We start from the raw sequence: 16,541 nt of genomic DNA, 5'->3' as shown, positions 1-16,541 counted from the left end.
TTAATTTTGGGTACAAAAAAACACCCCGCTGAGATGGTTCAGTGAGATGCTTGTTTAGATGAAGTTACGCATTGTGCTGATCGCCGTTGATGACGTGCTTGTAGAGCTGATAAGCATTCTCAACAGCTGCTGAGACTGTAGCGGCTTTGACGATGATACCCTGTTCGTTGAGCTTAGCAGTTACGAAGCGAATCGCTTCTGCCTTTCGACCTGCATTATCAAGCTCAGCCATAACAGCTAATTCAGGAACAATAAAGTTAGCTAATTGTTCCGTGACCTTCAGGGCCTGTAAGAGCTGGTGATGCTGCGTGAGTTTGATTTTTGCAAGCAGTAACGGTCTAATAGCGTAGTAACTAGTAAACACAACAGCTGTAATTAATGAGACTAGACTGGTAGTTGTGAAATCAAGCGGATGCATGCATTTTCTCCTTTCTAAGAAGACGAGTACTCACTGCTAGAAGGTGAGTTCAAGTTTTCTTGATTCTTTGGTACGTTATCATAATAAGCCGGAGAGCATTGCGTTTTCCGCTGGGGGAATGCCGCTTTTGTGCTAATTTACTGCGACAATTCTGCCATATGACGCAAAAAATCCCGCCAATGCTGGCTTTACACCAACATCAACGGGATTTTTCGATTCAATTTTCTTAATGGGTTTCCGCAAAGCCGCGGCGGCCACCGGGCTTGGGAATTTGATTTTGCATCATCACGCTGAAGCCGCCATCAATGGCCAGGCCGGTTGCGTTGATGTAGCTGGAGCGGTCGCTGGCTAAGAATAAGATAGCGTTAGCGATGTCATCCGTGGTCCCAATGCGCTTGCTGGCGGTCAGGGACTTACGGCCATTTTCCACCTCCGGGTCAGCGTAGAAGGCCGCCGACATCGGTGTCTTGACCAGGCACGGTTCGAGGACGTTACTGCGAATGCCGAACATCCCCCATTCTGCGGCCACCTGCTTAGAGAGCATGTTGACACCGGCCTTACTGGTACTGTAAGCACCACTGTAAGTCTCGGGGATGTCACTGGCTACCGTCGAGATGTGGACGAAGGTGCCGTGCTTTTGGGCGATCATCAACTTGCCGAATTCGTGGGTGATCAGGTAATAGCCGTTTAGGTTGACGTCTAAAACCTGTTTCCAGGTGGCGTAATCCAGGTCCTCTAACGGGTCGAACTTTAAAATGCCAGCCGTGTTAATAACTACGTCGACGTGACCAAAGGTATCCTTGACCTGGTCAACGGCGCGTTGCACGCTGGCTTCCTTGGTCACGTCACAGGTGACTGCCAGTCCAGCGATATGGTAATCGTTAATCAGGGTGGTTACCAGTTCCGCCGTCTTGTCTTGATCCATATCCAGGGCAACGACCGTGGCGTGTTGCCCAGCCAGTGCCTCACAAATCTTAGTGCCCATGCCACCGACCGCGCCGGTGACGACACAAACTTTTTCTGCTAATCCTAACCAATCTGCCATGTGCTTTTCCTCCTCTAAAGTGCCATATCTTTTAAGGGCATCGTTTGGCCCGTCCACAACTTAAAGGCTGCGGCCCCTTGGTTCAGGAGCATGCCCTGACCGTTAATGACGTGGGCCACGTGGGCTTGGTTGGCCACGCCCATCAGCTTGGTCACGCTCGGCGCATAGACGGTGTCAAAGACGGTCATGTCTTGATGGAACCAACTGGGATCGTCCACCAAGGTCTGGTCGACTAATTTGCCCATCCCCAAGCCGGTCGCATCAGTGTAGACGTCGCTTTCACTGATTTTTTGTTTAAATTGATCGCGGTCTTCCAGTGGATAGAAGGTGGCGTGGCAATCAGTCTGGTCATTGATGATCTGGACGATCTTCTTAGCGTTTTGTACGGATGGGTCGTTGATGTTAAAGACATTGAGCGTCTTTAAGCCGGAGAGCGCCGCTTGAATCGCAATCGGCGTCCCAGCACCACCGACACCGGCTAGCGTCATGGTTTGACCGGCCAACTGCACGCCGTCATCCTTTAGTGCTTCCACGAAGCCAATACCATCAGTGGTATAGCCGGTCAACTCGCCATCGTGATTGACCACGGTATTGACGGCACCGACCAATTCCGCCGTCTTGTCGAGATGGTCGAGCAGAGGGATGACGGCTTGCTTGAATGGCATGGAGACACTGGCCCCAAGCATTTTGAAGGCGCGCAGGGCGTTAACGGCGGCGGGTAGCTGATCCGGTTCAACGTCAAACGCCAAGAAACGCGCATTGATATTGTCCAGGTCAAAGGCCGCATTGTGCATGGCAGGAGACTTCGAATGTCCCGCTGGATGGGCGATTAAGCCCACTAATTTCGTATGTCCATCGATTTCCATGAAAGATGACTTCCTTCTATAATTGGTTTTGATTTTACAGTTAGCATCAAAAGCTTGAAAGTAGACCGAACGCGTTGATTCCCAGAACTAGTCTGTGGCGGGTTGCGTGTGCTTACCGATGCCTTGGTGGATCAGGTACAGGTCGATCAGAATCCCGATGACGGCCACGCCAATAGCGACCAGGTAAGAACCGTAGTAGGCGTGGGTGCCAGCACCGGCGTTCATCGAGAGCGTCGCAATCTGCGGGCCAATCAGTGCGCCGATGGCATAACCGAAGAACATGATGCCGTAGTTGGTGCCGGAGAATTTTTGGCCAAACGTCTTACCGGTTAAGGTTGGGAAGACGACCAGTACGCCACCAAAGGATGCGCCCAAGATGATCAAGAAGATGGTGAAGATGGTAATGTTGGTGGCAAAGCGCAGACCAGCCAAGCCGATGATGGTCAGGCACAAGATGACCAGCAGGGTGCGCGTCTCACCTAATTTATCGACGGCCCGACCCGTGATCATCCGGCCGAAGAAGTTCGCCAGGGTGTTGACGACCACGAAGTTTGCCGCCACGATAGGGGTCAGTTGGAGCTGAATCTGAGCGATGGAGGACAGCGATCCGATCAACATGATGCCGGCCGTGCAGGCAATCGCAAAGAGTAGGAGCAAGAGCCAGAAGTTTAAGGACCACATCATTTGCTTTGGTGACTTGCCCGTCGTGGCTGGGGCGGGTTGATCCGTGTCTTGCGTGGGCGTTTCGGGAGAAGCCATTAACCAGCCGACCAACCAGATCAGGGCCAAGTAGGCAATCCCAATCGGCATCAAGCCGTTGGCGCCCATGGTATCACAGAGCCAAGCGCCAGCCTTCGCTAAGACCAGCGGCCCGAGTGAGGCGGCCCCTAGCAACAGACCGGAAATCGTCCCGCGTTTTTCGGGGAACCATTTCAACGTCGTCAGGAGAGACGGGTTGTACAGCAGGCCGTTCCCACTACCGGCGAGGATCCCGATGGAGAAGTATAGGAACCAAATGTTGTGGGCGAAGGCCCCGAGGAACCAGCCAAGCCCGAAGATGAACCCGCCGACGTACATCAGTTTCTTGGGCGAGGAGTGGTCAATGATGCGACCGGACAGGATTCCGAAGGCTGCCATGAAGAATTGATAGATCGTCAGGGTCAGCGCCACTTGTGAGGCCGTGGCGCTGGTGGCTTTCACCAGGGTGTCGGCGAAAACGGAAAAGGCTGCGGATGCGGAACAGCAGAAGATGATGATAAAGGCCGCGGTAAAGATGAGCCGTCGGTGGCCGGATACTGGAGTTGTGTGAGTTGCTTCCATGATAGAACACCGCCTTGAATAGAATATGGATGAATAAGTTCGAATTAGAAAACGTTTTCTACGCCCTTTATGTTAAGGTTGAGGAGAGGAAAATACCACTACTGATTGGTCAACGATTCATAGTCTATGACTATAGATTGTGAAATATAGAACAGAGGGACGAAGATGAATCTAAATCAATTACGTTACTTTGAATGTGTTGGACGGCTGGAGAACTACACCCAAGCGGCCCAAGAGTTACGCGTCAGTCAACCGAGCTTGACGACCGCGATTCATAAGCTAGAAGACGAGTTGGATTTGCCCTTATTTGTCAAACAGGGACGCCACATTGTGCTAACCGCCACAGGTAACCAGCTCCTACAGGTGGTCCAGCAGAGCCTACAAACACTGGACGACGGGGTGGCGCGCATTCAGGCGGCCCACGCTACACAGCCGGTAACGCTGCGGGTCGGCTGCATCCCCACGGTGATTGGGACCTATTTGCCGCGAGTCTTGCATCAATTTGAACAGGCCCACACCCAACAAGTCCGCTTTGAGCTCCACAGTGTGACCACCGAAAAAATCCAGACGGGGCTGGCGGCTAAGCAATACGACTTGGGCATCGCCGCCACGGACAGCCGGGCAGCGGGCGTACTGTATCAGCCACTGCTCAAGCAAGCCTTCATCGTCATCGTGGCCCCCGACCACCCGCTGGCCGCCAAGAAACGGTTGGCCTTAGCGGACCTGGCGGAGTATCCAGTGTTGACCTATACGCCAGACCTATTGATCGGGCAAAAGGTTCAGCGCACCTTGCACCGGCAGGGCGTGGCTGATCAGCTCCAGGTCGATGCGGCCTATCCGGATGAGATCTCGATTGCGGGGATGGTCCAATCTGGCTCGGCGGTCGGGTTGGTTGCGGACACGCTGTATCTGGAAGCGTTCGACGTGGTCAAGATCCCGGTCGATGTGCCCGAAGACTTACGGGTCATTTACGCCATGTACCGTGCGGATAATCCGCAACACGAGACCTTACGCCAGCTGTTTCGGGTGTTTCAGGCGGCGGGGCAAAAGTAGGGGATGACCGTGATGTGGTGGGAAACTGGCCGTCTTCGTTCGCTAGAGAGAGGTTGGTGTGCGGCGAGGCGAATCAAAGTGCGGCCAACTTCATGCAGCAATCATAGCAGTACGCTGGGCTAATGAGTTTAAGATACAAGTTGATTCTAATGAAGTTGCTTCCCACTGGCGTAAAATTACGCTAGAATAATGTATTAAGGTCAATATCTGTTAATATTAGTCGTATACGCCGGAGGAGGCCAGGGATGGAACCAGCTGTGACGACACAGTTAGCTGACGTCCTTTGTCAGCTTAGTGTGTGGGACGACTTGGGAGACTCGTGGTTTTAGCGAGGCTTTCAAGCGAGCCGGAAGCCCGTGCTTGGGCTGCAGGCGTTCCCCATAGCAGGTGGAATCCCTGGCAGCCGCAGGCATGACTTAGCCAACGATTATATTTTGCCAGCACCGATAGGTTTACATAATTTGAAAGGGGTTTTTGCATGCAAACACCAAAACCGATTGATTTAGCCGCGTTTTACGCGAACCCAGACCGGAGTGTGGCGGTGCTGAACTATAACGCCCGCTTCATTACCAGTATTTTTGATTTGGTCAACAGTCAGGAGCTGGCCAGCTTCGTCCGGTTGTTCTTGGATGAACAACGCGATAAGGTGCCGGCTGACGCAGATCCGGCCGCCACATTTAACCTGGTCTCACCGGAAACGTATTTGAACACAGTCAAAGCCATCTTGACCGACCACCCAGACGCCTACAGTCACTTCCCGGCGGCCGAGATTCTGGCCAGCATCGAAGACCTGTACTCGTACTACCGGACGTATCTGCGGGTCGCCACGATGACGGTCCGGCAAAACGACGTGGTCAGCAGTGAATTTATGACGATCGACCAACGATTCAATGACTTGGTCATTCGCCTGTACCGGACGATTGAAGAAAAACTACAAGGACACGCCAACCACGTTTACCGGCAAATTAGCGCTGGGTCCAGTGCGTGTGTCTTGCTAGAACAGATTCAGTGGCCAGAACCCGCCGGCTACGAAAAGCTCAAAAATATTCGTTTCATCAATCGGTTGATGCTACGGCCACCAATGATGCTGCACACCAAGAGCAACAAGCGTAAGGGCCTGTTCACCGCGACGAAGGTCAACCCGCTGGAGAATTTCCAGGGGACCGAGGATGATTGGTTCTGTTACCCCGCTAAGATTGGCGAGAGCCTGGCGTACATTTACTTCCACCGGGATTATTTGGCCTCCGGGATTGCGCTGGCCAACTTGTTCCAGCTTGCCGACAGTAAGGAAATCGTTGGGCAAAAGCCGGACCTGGTCCTGTTATTTGGGACTCCCGGTGTGGCCAGTGACGACCAGCCGGAAAACGGCCATTATTTCTACGACGCCGCCAATGGCATCTACGTCGGTCAAGTGCCGTACAACGACCAGACGACTTACTTCGGCTACATGAAGAAGATGTGTCTGACGCTGCACAACCTCCACATGATTGCCGAAAAGAAGCTGCCAATCCACGGGTCGATGGTCAAGATCACCTTTGCCAACGGGAAAACCAAGACGGTGGTCTTCTTCGGCGATTCCGGGGCCGGCAAGTCCGAATCCATCGAGGCGCTGCAAAACGTGGCCGACGAAGAGATTGTCAACATCGAAACGATTTTCGATGATATGGGGAGTTTCACGCTGGCTGACGGCAAGCTCTACGCGCAAGGCACGGAGACTGGGGCTTTTGTCCGTTTGGATGACCTGAGCAGCGAAGTGGCCTTCAACAACATGGACCGTGGGGTGTACATGAACCCTGAACAAAAGAACGCGCGGGTCATCATCCCGGCCAACACCTGGCCGCGGATCGTGGCGCACCACGAAATCGACATGTGGGTCTACGCGAACAACTACGATGACGCTATCGGCATTCATCGGTTCGAGGACCAAGCATCGGCTAAGGCGACCTTCGTGGCTGGTAAACGTAAGGCCCTGGGCACCACGGATGAAGTGGGGATGAGCACAACGTTCTTCGCCAATCCATTCGGCCCCGTTCAGGAACAAGCCGCAACCCAGCCCGTGATCGACGCGGTCTTTGACCAGCTGTTCCACGACGACGTCTACGTGGGCGAAATCTTTACCCATCTGGGCAATGACAAGTCCCAAGACAAGCTGAATGAATCGGCGCGGGAATTGTTGCAAGTATTGTTGAAAATGTAAGGTTTACCATGAGTCTGGGAGCTGTTCCCGGGCTCTTTTTCGTTGAATGAGAGCGGCCGCGATTCAGCACGCGTTGGCTATTTAAAGTTGGCCAAGATGTGTTAAACAAATATGCCCCTAAATCACTAATCCACTATTATTATTTTGACTAAACGAACGCTCGCTGACCATTTCAGAATGCTGGTAATGCAAGCAAGTGGGACTATGCTGAAGGTATCTAAGAAGGTGAGGGCGTTGCGAAACACGAATCGGTTGACGCGCTATCTGGTCTGGGATGCGCGGGCGTTACCCTGGTTAGCCGTATCCTTGTGGGTGACGGGACGGCTTGTCTTGAGTCGCGGGCTATTTGCCTGGAATGAAGTTTCTTGGTACTTGGTCTGCAGCTACTTGGCATTTCCGTGGGCCGCTGACAGGGTGCAACGGTGGCAGCGCGAGGTCGCAACCCAATCAGACCAGCGAACCGAAGCGTCAGGCTCGCGAACTGTTCGGTATGTCATAAAAGCGGCGCTGGTATTTTTAGCCGCACCATTGCTTGTGATTGGGAATTTATTGGTTCCTGATTCCGGGAAGCAATGAGCCAGGATCACGAAAAAACGGTAGACGAATAAGCCACTGGGCTCGTTCGTCTACCGTTTTAAATGTTATTAGAATTTGAAATCTTGATGACCTGCTGGATACCGGACCATCATGATAGGCACTAAGTCTCGCCGGAGTCAGCTAGGGGTGGAACCAGCTGTGTCGGCCCAGTTAGCTGGCGTTTTTTGCCAGGTTACTGGGCGGGACGACTTCAGAGACTCGCGTTTTTTGCGAGGCTTTGAAGCGAACCGTAAGCCCGTTTCTGGGGCTGCAGGTGGTCCCCATAGCAGGTGGAACCCCTAGCTGACGCAGGCGTCTGGTTTCGCCAACGAATTTGAAGCTTAGTTAAACTGTGCCAGCAAGGCCGTCATGAATGCCTGGGCATCGCCGACGTAGCCATAATCCGCCACGTCAAAGATTGGCGCATTCTCGTCGGCGTTGACCGCGACGATGGTCTGGGAATCTTGCATGCCAACCAAGTACTGCACGGCACCGCTAATCCCGAAGTTAACGATCAGTTCGGGATGGATGGTGTTTCCACTTTGGCCGATTTGATCGTCGTGAGTGAAGCGGTCCTGGTCAGTCAGTGGTCGGGAAACGCCGATACGACCGCCGAGCTTTTCCGCCAATTTTGTAGCGCTGTCAACGGTGGCGGCACTAGCTGCGCCTCGACCTAAGGCCACAACGCGACTGGCATCGCCGACCGTGGTGGCGGTATTGACTACCGGTGTTGCCGCCGTGACGTGAAGCCGGCTAACCGGATGGAAGGTCACAGGGCTGTCCGTCACGGTCGCCGCACCAGCAGCGGGTGCCGCCACAAAGGTGTTGGGCCGGACCGTGGCCATTTGTGGCCGGTGGTCAGGGCAGATGATCTCACACATGATGTTGTCCCCGTAAGACGGCTTGGTGGCGACTAAGGTCTCGTCATCGAAACGCAGGTCCAGACAATCGGCCGTTAAACCGGTCTGGAGCTTGGCCTGGAGCCGTGGGGCGATGGAGCGGCCGGTGATGGTGGCACCGAAGAGAATCGAGTTGGGCTGGTATTGGTCGACCAACTGCTTGAGGGCATCGGCGAGTTCGGCATCTGTGGCGGTTGGGAAGCGGTCATCGCGAGCAATCCGAATTTCATCCGGACCGTAAGCGCTGAGTTCGTCTTCCAAATGGTCGGTCGTGGCTTCCAGTAAAATCGTGACGACGCTGAAATGGTCGCCGGCTAATCCTTTGGCCTTAGTAATCAATTGTTGGGTCGTGGATTCCACGTGATCTAAGCGGCGTTCCGCAATGACCCATAATTCTGGTTTTGACATAGCAGCTTCCTCCTTAGATTAATTGCCGGTTCTTCAGAGCCGTGATCAGTTGACTGGCCGCCTCGCTTGGCGTCCCGGTCAGTGGGGTCAGTTCCCGCTTGACGGGTTCTGGCGCGTAGACCTTGGTGACGATGGTCGGTGAGCCGGCTTGGCCCAACCGTGAATCGTCGAGGTCCAAGTCGTCATGGTGCCAAATGGTCAGGGGCTTATCAAAGCTCAACTGAATGTTGCGCGGCGTGGGGTAGCGTGGGGTGTTGAGCTCGCTACGGACACTGACAACAGCGGGGAGTTGGGCGACCAACGTTTGCTTGGTGTCTTCTAACAAGCGTTCAGCCGTGACTTCGTTGGCACCGCTGAGACGCAGGCTCGCCGCGTAGGTGATTTGCGGTTGTTGGAGAAATTCGGCGACGATGGGACCCACTTGACCGGTATCGGCATCGACGGCTTGGCGACCAAATAAAATCAAGTCGGCATCGTCAATTTTTTTCAAGGCTTGGGCAATCACGTAGCCGGTGGCCAAAGTATCGGCACCGGCAAAGGCCCGGTCAGACAAGAGGTAGCCTTCATCGGCCCCCATGGCCATGCCTTCACGTAGGGATTCCGCGTAATCGTCGGGACCCATCGTCAGTAGGGCGACTTGCACGTCGTCACGGCTGTCCTTTAGGGTCAAGGCCAGTTCGATGGCGTTCTTGTCAAAGGGATTCATCACGCCCGCCAGACCGCGCCGGTCCAAGTTATGGGTGACCGGGTCGATCGTAACGTCGTTGGTTTCTGGGACTTGTTTGATACAAACCACAATTTTCATGGGGAACCTCCTATTTGTTAAATTCAGCGGTGGCAATGGCGGAACGCATCTTTTCGACGGTCCCTTCAGCAATCTCCATGGCCCGCGCGTCGCGGATCAGGTGTTCGACCGGGTATTCACGGCTGTAGCCATAACCGGCGAGAATTTGGAGTGCGTCGTCACCGGCGCTAACGGCGGCCCTAGAACCGTGGGCCTTGGCCATCGCGGCTTCTTCGCTGTACGGTTGACCAGCGGCCTTGAGTTGAGCGGCCCGTTGATACAACAGCTTGGTCGTTTCCTTACGCAGGGCAATGTCAGCCACTTTGCGGTGGGTGACTTGCAGGTCGGTCAACGGTGTGTTGCCGGCCTTACGTTCCTTGGCGTAGTCGGTGGCAATCTTCAATTCGTGTTCCATGATACCGGTCAGAACGGCACCCATCAGGATCCGAGCGTCGTCATGGGCAGAGTCGCCAATGAGACCGCCATCGCCGACCTTACCGAGTAGGTGGTCATCGTCGACAATGATGTGATCCATCACGATTTCACCAACGGGCGTACCGCGCAGACCGATGAAGTCTTCGCGTTTGCCAAATGAAAAGCCAGGCATGTCTTGGTCCACGACGAAGACGGATAATTCTTGGGGGGCAGTCTTGACCAGGACACAGTAGACCTGGGCCAAGCCACCATTCGTGATCATAATTTTATCGCCGTTCAAGACCCAGTGATTTCCTTCACGAGTAGCGGTGGAACTGATTCCCATGGGGTTGGACCCACCGGAAGCTTCGGTCATGGAAAAGGCAAAGATCCGGTCGGTCGCGCTGGGCAACAATTGTTGTTGCAAGGCCGGCGTCCCGAATTTCAGAATCTGATCGATCGTTTTAAAATGCCCTTCGAGGGTCACTGCCGTACTAGCATTGCCCCGCGCAATATGGTTGAGCACCGTGGCGGTGACTTCAGGACCAAAGCCGGCACCACCGAATTCTTGGGGTAGCATGATGCCTAAGAAACCGGTTTCAGTCAACTTGGTGATAAACCCTTCTGGGAAGTCTTGTGCAGCGTCCATAGACATATCGTAGGGACTGATTTCCCGTTCCGTGTAGTTGTCGACCATTTGTAAGAGCAGTTTCTCGGCGGCAGCAGTTGTAGATGGCATAAATATTTCCTCCTTAGCGAGCACTTTTTGTGTAGTCTTGCACGATTGAGGCCAGTATAGCGAATAATCAATTGATAAGTCCAGTGAAAATTTATCATTGTTGAATATCCGTCATGCCTGGCGGGAATAAAATGGATTCTTGCCAGGCATGGCGATTGGTAAAAGTTCTAGAAAAATTTAGTAAAAATGTTGGTGCTCACGCCGCAGTTAGGTTACAATGAAAGCGGATTCTATTATGGAGGTGCAACATTTATGGAAATTACGAAGAGTGTCGCTGGGACTTTGAACCAGCAAGAAGTCACGAAATACTTACTGACCAACCAACAGGGGACCCGCGTGGCCATCCTGACTTGGGGCGCCACCTTGCAAGAATTTAGCGTAGTTGAAGATGGCCAGACGCACCAACTGATCGTGAACCTGCCTGACTTAAAGGGTTACGATCACAACCCGTATTACTTATGCCAAGCCTTAGGCCGTGTCGCTGGCCGAATCGCCGGTGCACAATTTGACCTCGACGGCAAGACCGTTCACCTCGACCAAAATGAAAAGCCTAACGCCAGTCACGGTGGCCCACACGGCTTTACCTTTGCCAACTGGGACGCCACGACGAAGCAAACGGCCGACACGGCCAGCGTGGTCTTGACCCATACGTCTACGGAAGCCGACGACAAGTACCCTGGCACCATGGACACGACCATCACGTATACCTTGACGGAAGAAAACCGTTTGGACATCACCTTTGACGCCAAGAGTGATGCCGCTACGTTGTTCAACCCAACGATTCACACCTACTTTAACGTCACCGACGGCCAACACAGCCTGGATGATCAATGGCTGAAGCTGTCTGGTGACAAGCGATTGGTCTTGAACAGCGAAAAGATCCCCACTGGTGAAATGGCCAAGACGGCCGGCACCGGTTACGACTTCAGTAAGCCACGGACCATCAAGGATGGCTTGGACCAGTTGCATCAAACGGGTCAGGTCGAATACGATGATGCCTTTGTCGTGGAACCTAGCAAGGATACGCCAATCGCCACGGTCGGCGATGAAGCCGGTCACCGCGAAGTCCAAGTCTTCTCTGACCGCAATGGGTTAGTGGTCTTCACGGCCAACCCAACGGATGCTAAGCGGGCCGATGCACGGGATTACAATGCGTTGGCGATGGAAGCACAGACCTTACCGGATGCGATTCACCATGCCGACTTCGGCGACGTCATCTTACCTGCCAACCAACCCGTCACCCACTTCATCAGCTACCAATACGTGCGTAAATAACGGCTAGTCGCGAATTACCGCTTCGGCGGCCAGGTAGCTCCACCCTGTGGGGCAACCCCGGAAGCCGAAAAGCGGTCTTCCGAGGCGCTTGAAGCCTCACTAAACCCGTGAGTCTTCAAGACGTCCCTGTTTCTAAGGCCGGGGAAATCACCCGACCTAAGAAACACGACACAGGCATCCGCACCTACCCACCAGCAGCTCAGACTAGTGTATGTCATTTACAATAGTGGTCCGCTGCTTCGTGGGTGATGCTGGCTTGATCTGCTGAGTAGTGAGGGCTGGATGGTGGTGGCTTAACTATTTGGCCCTCGTGGCTACTTATGAGTTGGCATTGGCTGGGAGCATGCTATGATTAGGTGTGGCTGCTCTGCCTTGGGTCTCATTTTGGCCTTTGATGGTCGTTGGGCTCAGGTTACTTCAATGGGAAAACGATAACTTGAGCCGGAGGAGGTCAGGGGTGGAGCCAGCTGTGTCGACGGTGTTGGCTGAGGTTTTGTCTCAGCCTACAGCGTGGGGCGGCTTTGGAGACTGGCGGGCTTTGTCAGGCTTCAAAGCGAACCGGAAGCCCGCACTTTGGCTGAAGGTGTCCCCCATAGCAGGCGGAACCCCTGACAGCCGCAGGCGACTGGTTTCCACAATTTATTATCAATGAACATTAAAAAAACAAGGAGAGATTGAACAATGAGTTGGCAAGATAATTATCAAGTTTGGCAACAACAACCAACGATGATTCCTTACATTAAGCATGACTTGGATGCCATCGCCAATGACGATAGCGCCAAGAAGGCAGCCTTTAGTGCGCCAATGAGCTTTGGGACCGCGGGGATGCGTGGTGTCGTGGGCCCAGGAATCGGGCAAATGAACGTCTACACTGTCCGTCAAGCGACCGAAGGGGTGGCCCGCTATTTGGACACCTTGGATGACGCGACCAAGCAACAAGGGGTGGCCATCAGTTTTGATTCGCGGTACCACTCTCGGGAATTTGCCCACGAGGCGGCTCACGTCTTGGGTGCCCACCACATTCCGAGCTTTGTCTTCGACGACATGCGGCCCACGCCTGAATTGTCCTTTGCCGTGCGGCACCTGCACACGGCCATGGGCATCATGATCACGGCCAGCCACAACCCGAAGCAATACAATGGGTTCAAGATCTACGGGCCCGATGGCGGGCAAATGCCACCGAAGGCCTCTGACATGATCACGGATTTCGTGCGGTCAGCGAAGGACGTCTTCGCCATTGCCGTGGCCGACGAACAGGCTTTACGTGCGGACAAGACGCTCCAGATCATTGGTGAAAACGTCGACCAACCTTATTTGCAAAATGTTGAGAGCGTCACCATCAACCATGACTTGGTCAAGTCCGTGGGGAAGACCATGAAGCTGATCTACACGCCACTGCACGGGACCGGGAAAGTCATCGGCGAACGGGCCTTACGGGGGGCTGGCTTCCAGAACTTTACCATGGTGCCCGAACAAGCCATCGCCGATCCGGAATTTCCAACGGTGCCGTTCCCGAACCCTGAGTTCGCTCAGGCCTTTGACATGGCGATTGCCTTGGGGAAGAAAGAGGGCGCTGACCTGCTAGTTGCCACTGACCCTGACGCTGACCGGCTGGGTGCCGCCGTGCGTCAACCTGATGGCGAGTACCAACTATTGACGGGGAACCAGATTGCCTCGATCTTGCTGGCCTACATTTTAAAGGCCCGCAAGCAAGCTGGCCAATTGCCGGCTAACAGTCGCGTGGTCAAGTCCATCGTGTCGACCGAACTGGCGACTAAGATTGCGGCGGCCTATGGCGTAGAAATGAAGAACGTCTTGACCGGCTTCAAGTTTATCGCCGAACAGATTCACGAGTACGAAACGTCCGGCGACCACACCTTCCTGTTTGGCTTCGAGGAAAGCTACGGCTACCTGATCAAGCCATTCGTCCGTGACAAGGATGCCATTCAGTCAACGGTCCTGTTGGCCGAAGTGGCGGCGGACTACAAGCAACGCGGGATGACCCTGTACGACGGCATCGAAGAACTCTACGCGACCTACGGCTACTTTGCCGAAAAGACCACGTTTGAGGAATTCCCTGGTGTCGATGGCGCTGACCAAATGGCCCACCTGATGAGCGAATTCCGTGAGAACGCGCCTAAGTCCTTTGCTGACAGCCAGATTGAAACGGTCGAAGATTTCTCGACCAGCACCAAGACTGAGGCTGATGGCACGACCAGCACGATTGATCTGCCACAATCCAACGTCTTGAAGTACTGGCTAAGTGACGGCACCTGGATCTGCATCCGGCCATCTGGGACTGAACCCAAGGTCAAATTCTACATCGGGACCAGTGACCAAACGGACGCCGCAGCCCAAAAGCGGTTAGCCAGTTACGAAACAGCGTTGAAGCAGTACGTCGATTCCGTCAAATAAATTCATAATGCTTGATTGCAGCCAACGTGGACCTTGTCGTTGGCTGCTTTTTTGTTGTCTTTCAGTGATTTTCATGCGGGTGGGGTCGCGCAATAACGGCAAAAAGCTGAATCTTCGCATTTTATTGCAACCTTTACTAAATTTTTTATCAAGAAAAAGCAACCGGTTGCAATCGCTTACAGTTGCGTTGCTACGAGATATTTAGAATATTTTTCACAATGAAAAAGGTTGCATTTATCCGGATAGGTCCTTAGAATAATGACTGTAAAGCGCTTACATTTTAGTTAAAGTTAAGTGCGATTTTACCGAATTTATTATTCTATTTTAGAAATCAGAGGTGTTTCAAAATGGCTAAGAATGACAAGATTACGTTAGACCCCGCTGAGTTCGCTGCGGCTGTTTTGGGTGGTAACGCGCAATATCCCGATGAGGAGAACAAGTTGTACATCAAACGGCAACTGACCCTTTATTTGGAAGCCACGTTACTGGCGCAAGACTTCAACAAGCTGGAAGAATCCCAGTTTGATATGGCCAAGGCCCAACAACGGGAAGACGTTCTCTCTAAGATTATTGAACGCCGGTATCACTAGTCCTTACTGGTGGCCGTTACTTGTTAGCTAAGATTCCCGTTGAAAGGTGTGGAAGAACACAATGATTAAGCAATATCTCTCATATGCTTTAGGGGCATTCGGACACGATGCCTTCTACGCAACACTTAATACTTATTTTGCTATTTTTGTTACCAGTGCCTTGTTTGTCGGTAAAGGTTCAGCGGCTGAGGCCGGGATCGTTACTACGATGGTTGTTGTCATTCGGTTGATTGAAATCGCGTTTGACCCGATGATTGGTGGGATGGTCGATAACACCGACACCAAGATGGGGAAGTTCAAGCCATGGTTACTGGCCGGGGCCATTGTCAGTTCCGTCGGCTTGATTCTGATGTTCTCTAGTCTGTTTGGTTTAGCGGACTCCAACGCCTCGCTTTACTTCCTGGTATTCGGGATCGTCTTCGTCATCATGGATATCTTCTATTCATTCAAAGATATTTCGTTCTGGTCCATGTTGCCTGCCTTGAGTGTTGATACCAAGGTTCGTAACCGGTTTGGGACAGTTGGTCGTTTCGGTTCTACCTTAGGTTCTCAAGGGGTCATCATCGTGGTTACCCCATTGGTTATCTACTTCTCACAACAATTCTCTGGTACGCACGGCAGTACCCAGACCCGTGCCGGTTGGTTAGGGTTTGCGACCGTTATCGGGTTAGTTTCTCTGTTAGGGGCTTTGGCTACCTTCTTTGGTACCAAAGAAACCAAGAACTTGATTCGTGAAAACACTGAACGGACCCGGTTCCGCGATGTCTTCAAGGTTATCGGTGAAAATGACCAATTGATGTGGTTAGGGCTATCTTACTTACTGTTTGCCTTGAGCTACGTGGTTACGAACTCGCTGTTGATTTACTACTTCCGTTACGTCATCGGTAACGCGGCGGCTTACAGTGTTATCGGGGTGGTTACCGCCATTCTCGGGATCATTTCTGTACCACTGTTCCCAATCATCGTTGCTAAGATTACGCGGCGTGGGGTTTACGTCGGCGGTATCTGCATGATGTTAGTCGGCTACATTCTGTTTAACTTCGCCGGTGATAGTGCCATCATGATGTATATCGCTGATGCGATCTTCTTCTTCCCATACCCAATGATCTTCTTGGCCGCCTTGATGACCATCACTGACAGTGTGGAATACGGGCAATGGAAGAACGGCACGCGGAACGAATCCGTGACGCTGTCAGTTCGGCCTTTGATTGATAAATTAGCCGGTGCCTTCTCCACTGGGATCGTCGTTATCGCCGCCGTTCACGCGGGCATGACTGGTAACGCTAAGCCTAGTGACATTACCAGCCACGGTATGTTTATTTTCCACTCATTCATCTTCTACATGCCAATGATCTTGTTGGTCGTTGCCGCTTTGATCTACCAATTCAAGGTGACCTTGTCCGAAAAGAAGCACGCGGAAATCGTTAAGAAGTTGGAAAGCAAGTTGGAAACTGAAAAGGTTGAAGAAGAAGCCGAAGAAAAAGCTGATTCCGCTAACTAATTAAAATTGGGCCTCAGGATAAATGCCTGGGGCTTTTGTGT

14 protein-coding genes are annotated in these 16,541 nt (G+C 52.9%); 7 read left to right on the top strand and 7 right to left on the bottom strand.

Features of this window, described 5'->3' with window-relative positions:
* Window positions 1-64 precede the first annotated feature (64 nt).
* The 4 genes from NGM66_RS00465 to NGM66_RS00450 form a co-directional block, all read right to left on the bottom strand.
* Window positions 65-418 (bottom strand): hypothetical protein, encoded by a 354-nt coding sequence (locus NGM66_RS00465; protein ID WP_208908811.1) that lies wholly within the window; start codon window positions 416-418, stop codon window positions 65-67.
* Window positions 419-644: 226 nt separating this feature from the next.
* The gene (locus tag NGM66_RS00460; RefSeq protein ID WP_125574997.1) at window positions 645-1,463 is read right to left on the bottom strand and encodes an SDR family NAD(P)-dependent oxidoreductase; all 819 of its coding nucleotides are present in this window, start codon (window positions 1,461-1,463) and stop codon (window positions 645-647) included.
* Window positions 1,464-1,477: 14 nt separating this feature from the next.
* Window positions 1,478-2,329, bottom strand: coding sequence for a quinate/shikimate dehydrogenase (locus tag NGM66_RS00455; protein WP_208908822.1), 852 nt, complete (start codon window positions 2,327-2,329; stop codon window positions 1,478-1,480).
* Window positions 2,330-2,416: 87 nt separating this feature from the next.
* Window positions 2,417-3,649, bottom strand: coding sequence for an MFS transporter (locus NGM66_RS00450; protein ID WP_208908824.1), 1,233 nt, complete (start codon window positions 3,647-3,649; stop codon window positions 2,417-2,419).
* 165 nt (window positions 3,650-3,814) lie between these two features.
* On the opposite strand from NGM66_RS00450, the gene NGM66_RS00445 reads away from it, so the two are divergent.
* From NGM66_RS00445 to NGM66_RS00435, 3 genes are all read left to right on the top strand, one after another.
* Window positions 3,815-4,702 carry a LysR family transcriptional regulator gene (locus NGM66_RS00445; RefSeq protein ID WP_258115314.1) on the top strand — a complete coding sequence of 296 codons (888 nt, stop codon included), beginning with the start codon at window positions 3,815-3,817 and terminating at the stop codon, window positions 4,700-4,702.
* Between the two features lie 478 nt (window positions 4,703-5,180).
* Window positions 5,181-6,899, top strand: coding sequence for a phosphoenolpyruvate carboxykinase (locus NGM66_RS00440; RefSeq protein WP_208908828.1), 1,719 nt, complete (start codon window positions 5,181-5,183; stop codon window positions 6,897-6,899).
* Window positions 6,900-7,133: 234 nt separating this feature from the next.
* Window positions 7,134-7,475, top strand: coding sequence for a hypothetical protein (locus NGM66_RS00435; protein WP_208908830.1), 342 nt, complete (start codon window positions 7,134-7,136; stop codon window positions 7,473-7,475).
* 341 nt (window positions 7,476-7,816) lie between these two features.
* On the opposite strand, the gene NGM66_RS00430 is transcribed toward NGM66_RS00435, so the two are convergent.
* The 3 genes from NGM66_RS00430 to NGM66_RS00420 are packed head-to-tail and all read right to left on the bottom strand — an operon-like array spanning window position 7,817 to window position 10,719.
* A complete protein-coding gene (locus NGM66_RS00430; protein WP_208908832.1) occupies window positions 7,817-8,782 on the bottom strand; it encodes an electron transfer flavoprotein subunit alpha/FixB family protein in 966 nt (321 codons plus the stop codon).
* Window positions 8,783-8,795: 13 nt separating this feature from the next.
* On the bottom strand, window positions 8,796-9,587 hold the full coding sequence (locus NGM66_RS00425; RefSeq protein WP_258115311.1) for an electron transfer flavoprotein subunit beta/FixA family protein: 792 nt from the start codon (window positions 9,585-9,587) through the stop codon (window positions 8,796-8,798).
* Between the two features lie 10 nt (window positions 9,588-9,597).
* A complete protein-coding gene (locus NGM66_RS00420; protein ID WP_208908837.1) occupies window positions 9,598-10,719 on the bottom strand; it encodes an acyl-CoA dehydrogenase family protein in 1,122 nt (373 codons plus the stop codon).
* Window positions 10,720-10,971: 252 nt separating this feature from the next.
* Between NGM66_RS00420 and NGM66_RS00415 the strand changes: the two genes are divergently transcribed.
* The 4 genes from NGM66_RS00415 (at window position 10,972) to NGM66_RS00400 (ending at window position 16,500) form a co-directional block, all read left to right on the top strand.
* Entirely contained in the window at window positions 10,972-11,994 is a 1,023-nt protein-coding gene (locus NGM66_RS00415; protein WP_208908839.1) for an aldose epimerase family protein, read from the top strand.
* Window positions 11,995-12,675: 681 nt separating this feature from the next.
* Window positions 12,676-14,409, top strand: coding sequence for a phospho-sugar mutase (locus NGM66_RS00410; protein ID WP_208908841.1), 1,734 nt, complete (start codon window positions 12,676-12,678; stop codon window positions 14,407-14,409).
* Between the two features lie 347 nt (window positions 14,410-14,756).
* Window positions 14,757-14,999 carry a hypothetical protein gene (locus NGM66_RS00405; protein ID WP_208908844.1) on the top strand — a complete coding sequence of 81 codons (243 nt, stop codon included), beginning with the start codon at window positions 14,757-14,759 and terminating at the stop codon, window positions 14,997-14,999.
* Between the two features lie 61 nt (window positions 15,000-15,060).
* Window positions 15,061-16,500, top strand: a complete 1,440-nt coding sequence (locus NGM66_RS00400) for a glycoside-pentoside-hexuronide (GPH):cation symporter (RefSeq protein ID WP_208908845.1) — start codon at window positions 15,061-15,063, stop codon at window positions 16,498-16,500.
* Window positions 16,501-16,541 lie beyond the last annotated feature (41 nt).

It is taken from the genome of Levilactobacillus yiduensis (assembly GCF_024718525.1).
Classification (GTDB): domain Bacteria; phylum Bacillota; class Bacilli; order Lactobacillales; family Lactobacillaceae; genus Levilactobacillus; species Levilactobacillus yiduensis.
This window is presented reverse-complemented; position numbering and strand designations above follow the sequence as displayed.